Source organism: Flavobacterium sp., from assembly GCF_044338735.1.
Lineage (GTDB): Bacteria > Bacteroidota > Bacteroidia > Flavobacteriales > Flavobacteriaceae > Flavobacterium.
On sequence record NZ_JBIIWV010000149.1, the window covers coordinates 1 to 4,958 of the forward strand.

Sequence of the window (4,958 nt, forward strand, 5' to 3'; positions counted from 1 at the left end):
CTGTCCTACTTGAGTTCCTACATAAAAAACTTGTTTTTGCCCTTGTACCTCAATGGTTTTTGTCATTATAGGCATGTTTTTATCAAAATGCATTTTTGCCCAAAAATTCACCATGTGAGTCGCTATAAAAACTAAAATAATAGTTCCTAAAACCGCCATATTTCTTGAAGCTAAACTAGTTGAAGATCCATCTGTTTTTGCATAAGCGATTGGTCTAGCTTTTTTGTTTTGAATCGTTAATAATATTCCGTCGATTGCATGGAATAAAATAGAAATGTAGGTTAAATAAGAAAGTAATTTTACTGCCGGATTGGAAGTCATGAACAAAGCATATTGATTAAAATTCAATGCATTGTTTGGAACAAGTAATTGAAGATTTCCCGCTAAGTGACCTGCCAAAAACAAGCATAAAAATAAACCCGTAAGAGCCATCCAATATTTTTTTGCGATAGATGACTTTAAAAGTGCCGATTTTGCCATAATTTTATTTGATTGTAATAGTTTTATAAAAATCAAAACAAAAATACAGCTATTTGAAATTAACTACAACCTTTTGGCGTTAATTTATAATGAATTTAAAATAATTTAACTTCTGTTGAAAATCAACAAGTTATAGTGCTCTGAATGGTTTGTGTAACTCATTTTAAAGAAAAAAATAATTAAGATATGTTAGAATTAAGCCTCAAATATGATCTGCTCATAAATTTTTCTCTTTCAAAAATGATTTCTTTAAACTTAACTTGTGATTATTAGAACAAATAAAATTTAGTTATTTTTTTTGGGAGCGGTTATTTCAAACGTACTATTTTCTGATGTTTTATCTTTTGAAATTACCAATTTGTATTTCCCTAAAGGCAAATAAAACTTATTGTTATCAGCGGCTTTAATTTTGATATTTTTATCTTTTTTGTTCCACTTTTCTGCAACTTCTTTTACAAGCGAATAATCATAAGCAATCGAGTTCAATCCTTTTATTACTGATACTTTTTGAGTATGAACCATCAATCCTGATTCATTTGTAATGATAAGATTCACCATTCCGTCGCCGTTTGAATATAACCAAATTTCTTGTGAAGGCGATTTAGCTTCTTCCCATGCATAATTTTGACTTCCCCAACGTTCCGATTTAGTTCTATCATTCATTTTAAACAAATGGATGTTTTTTGCTAAAACTTCATTAGTCAATTCTTGCCCTTTCGAAAGGTCTATTTTATAAATTGAACGCCCGTGTGTTCCTACAATTAGTTCTTTTGCTTTGGCTTGAATTTTTAAATCATGCACCGCAACTTTTGGCATTCCGTTTGAGAAGTTTTGCCAAGTTGAACCTTTGTCAATAGAAATAAATAATCCATTATCCGTTCCAACGTATAAAATATTCTCGTTAGCCGAATCTTCAACAATTACATTTACGGCCTGCGACAATCCATTGGAAATAGCAGTCCAAGTGTTTCCGAAATCTTCCGAAACAAAAACATAACTTTCAAAATTATCGTTTCTATAACCATTTAAAGTGACATAAACCCGTTCTTTTTTGTGCGAAGAAGCTACCACTCTTGAAACCCATAAATTTTGAGGTAATCCTGAAGTTTCGGGACTCGAAATCAATTGCCAAGAAACGCCACCATCTTTAGAAACCTGAATTTTTCCATCATCAGAACCCACGTAAAGTAATCCAAACTGGAATTTACTTTCAGAAATTGTAGTAATTGTTCCAAAAGCTACATTTCCTTCTTTAGGTCCGTTTGTTAAATCCTCTGAAATTTTTTCCCACGATTTGCCTTGATTCATGGAACGATGTAAAAACTGAGAACCCATGTATAAAATATCTTGATTGTGCGAAGAAAGTAAAATAGGCGTTTGCCAATTGTATCGCAACGGTTTTTCATCTTTTCCTGCTTTTGGCGAAATAAAATCAAACTGACCTTCTTTTTGATTGATGCGGTAATAATTTCCAAATTGGTACCCTGTAAAAACCACATTTGGATTGCGACTATCGATTTGAATTTGCATACCATCGCCACCGATTAATTCTTGATATGGATATTTCCCTTCTTGATGCCAAGCAACATTTTGCTTAAAATCGTTGGGTCCAAACCATACGCCATTATCCTGCAATCCACCATACACATTATAATTTTCTTGATTATCCACATTCACTGCATACAATTGCCCAACGGCTTCATTGTTACATTTAATCCAATGTGCACCGTTGTCGTATGAAATATTAATTCCGCCATCGTTTCCGTTAATAATATGATTTGGATTTTCAGGATTGATCCAAGTAACATGATGATCGGCATGCACATTTTCTTTTGAAATAGATGTAAAGCTTTTTCCGCCATCTTCTGAAAACAATAATGGTACACCGCCAATGTACAATCGATTTTGATTGGTTACATCCACTGAAATATTCGCAAAATAATACCCATAGGTATAATACATATCATCGATATAATTTGCATTCGTTTTCTTCCAAGATATTCCACCATTTTCAGATTTATATACTTCGCAACCAATAACTTCGGTTTCAAACAAAGCTTTGTTGGCATCTAAAAGTTGCTCTAGCACTTCATTTGTTCCAGCATTTTCTACCCATTTTTTAATGTTTTCAGCACGATATTTTTCACTAAAACCAATTTCTTTCAAGGCATTATTAAGCTCTTTATTATCTATACTTTGAAAATCCTCACCAGGTGAAGCAAGCATGAGTTGCAATTTATTTTTTGAAACCGCTTTTGGGCGTTTATTCTGATTGTCAACAACGGCATAAATCACATTTTCATTAAATAAAGCTAAACCAATTCTTCCCAAACCTTCATTAGCTGGAAAGCCGCTTTCTTTTGTAGTGATTAATTTCCAAGTAGTTCCGCCATCTTCACTTTTATAAATACCCGATTTTTCGCCATCACCATCAAAATGCCACGCTTTTCTATCTTTTTGCCAAGACGCCGCAAACATAATTTTTGGATTATCTTTTGAAACCACTAAATCAATAATTCCAGTATCTTCCGCAACGAACAAAGTTTGTTTCCACGATTTTCCGCCATCGATTGATTTATAAATTCCTCGTTCTGTATTGTTTGTATATAAATGACCAACAGCCGCAACTACAATTTCGTTAGTATTACTTGGGTTAACCCAAATTCGGCTAATATGATGTGAATCGTTTAACCCTAAATTTTGCCAAGTTTTGCCTTTGTCAGAAGATTTTAAAACCCCAACTCCAGCATAAGACGAGCGAGAAGCATTTACTTCACCTGTTCCCACCCAAATGGTTTCTGAAGTCCAATCTACTGATACCGAACCACAATTTATAGTTTCGGCACTGTCCATTACGGGCTCAAATGAAGTTCCGTTGTTGTTCGTGTACCAAAGTCCGCCAGAAGCATACGCCACATAAAATTCGGTTGGATTTTTTGGATTAACAGCAACATCAACTACACGACCGCTCATAATTGTAGGGCCAATATTTGCTGCCTTCACTTGAGTAAACATAGAATTTTGAGCCATTGCCGATTGCAAAATCAACAAAAACAATAAGGTAATTTGCTTCATCTTAAAAAATTTTGCTGAAAATTAACCAAAACATTACACTTTCACAAAATTTCTATTGGTTTTAACATCTTTTCATTTTTATCTTTATAATTTTGTACCTGAAAATTCTCCATACTATGAAATACCATCAAATCGACCGCGAATTGTATATTAAAAATAGGGCAAAATTCACGGCTCAAATGAAACCAAACAGTGTTGCGGTTTTTAATTCTAACGACATTTATCCGGTAAGTGCCGATAGTACTTTGCCTTTTGCTCAACACAGAGATATTTTATATTTATCGGGTGTGGATCAAGAAGAAAGTATTTTATTGCTCTTTCCTGATGCACCATACGAACATTTGAAAGAAATTTTATTCTTAAAAGAAACTAATGAGCATATTGCTATTTGGGAAGGCGAAAAACTAAACAAAGAACGTGCGTTTGAAGTTTCAGGAATTAAATCGGTGATTTGGTTACAAGATTTTCACAAGACTTTGAAAGAAATTATGGCTTATGCCGACACGATTTATATCAACACCAACGAACATTATAGAGCGGTTATTGAAACCGAAACTCGTGAAGCACGATTTGTTAAATGGTGGAAGGAAAATTATCCGGCACATAAAGTAGAAAAATCAAATCCTATTTTACAAAGATTGCGTTCAGTAAAAGAAAGTGAAGAATTGGACTTAATCCAAAAAGCGTGTGATATTACTGAAAAAGGATTTCGTCGTGTGTTACAATTCGTAAAACCAAACGTGATGGAATATGAAATTGAAGCTGAATTTTCGCATGAATTCCTAAGAAATCGTTCGAAAGGTTTTGCTTACACACCCATTATTGCTTCAGGTAACAACGCGAATGTGTTGCATTATATTGAAAACAACCAACAATGTAAAGCTGGCGATTTAATTTTATTAGACGTTGGTGCAGAATATGCTAATTATTCTAGTGATATGACGCGTATGGTTCCTGTTTCGGGTCGTTTTACCGATAGACAACGCGCGGTTTATCAAGCGGTTTTAAATGTGAAAAATGAAGCTACTAAACTATTGGTTCCAGGAACTTTATGGAAACAATATCATGTAGAAGTGGGCAAAATTATGACTTCAGAATTATTAGGTTTAGGATTGATTGACAAAGCCGATGTGCAAAACGAAAATCCAGATTGGCCAGCCTATAAAAAATATTTCATGCACGGCACTTCGCACCACATGGGATTAGACACTCACGATTATGGTTTACTTCATGAACCTATGCAAGCCAATATGGTGTTTACCGTTGAACCGGGAATTTACATTCCAAAAGAAGGTTTTGGTATTCGTTTAGAAGACGATATGGTGATTCAATCTACAGGAGCTGCGTTTAATTTAATGCGCAATATTCCAATAGAAATTGAGGAAATTGAAGCGATAATGAAT

The 4,958-nt window shown here is 34.0% G+C and carries 2 protein-coding genes and 1 pseudogene; 1 reads left to right on the forward strand and 2 read right to left on the reverse strand.

Annotated features, from left to right (window positions below; genetic code table 11):
- Positions 1–480 (reverse strand): annotated as a pseudogene (locus ACIQZC_RS08965) (succinate dehydrogenase); the annotation flags it as partial.
- A 285-nt stretch (positions 481–765) separates the two neighbouring features.
- Positions 766–3,555, reverse strand: a complete 2,790-nt coding sequence (locus tag ACIQZC_RS08970; RefSeq protein ID WP_396138889.1) for a glycosyl hydrolase — start codon at positions 3,553–3,555, stop codon at positions 766–768.
- 116 nt (positions 3,556–3,671) lie between these two features.
- Here ACIQZC_RS08970 and ACIQZC_RS08975 point away from each other — a divergent pair.
- Positions 3,672–4,958, forward strand: a 1,287-nt coding sequence (locus ACIQZC_RS08975; protein WP_396138890.1) for an aminopeptidase P family protein, incomplete at its 3' end; no start/stop codon positions are given.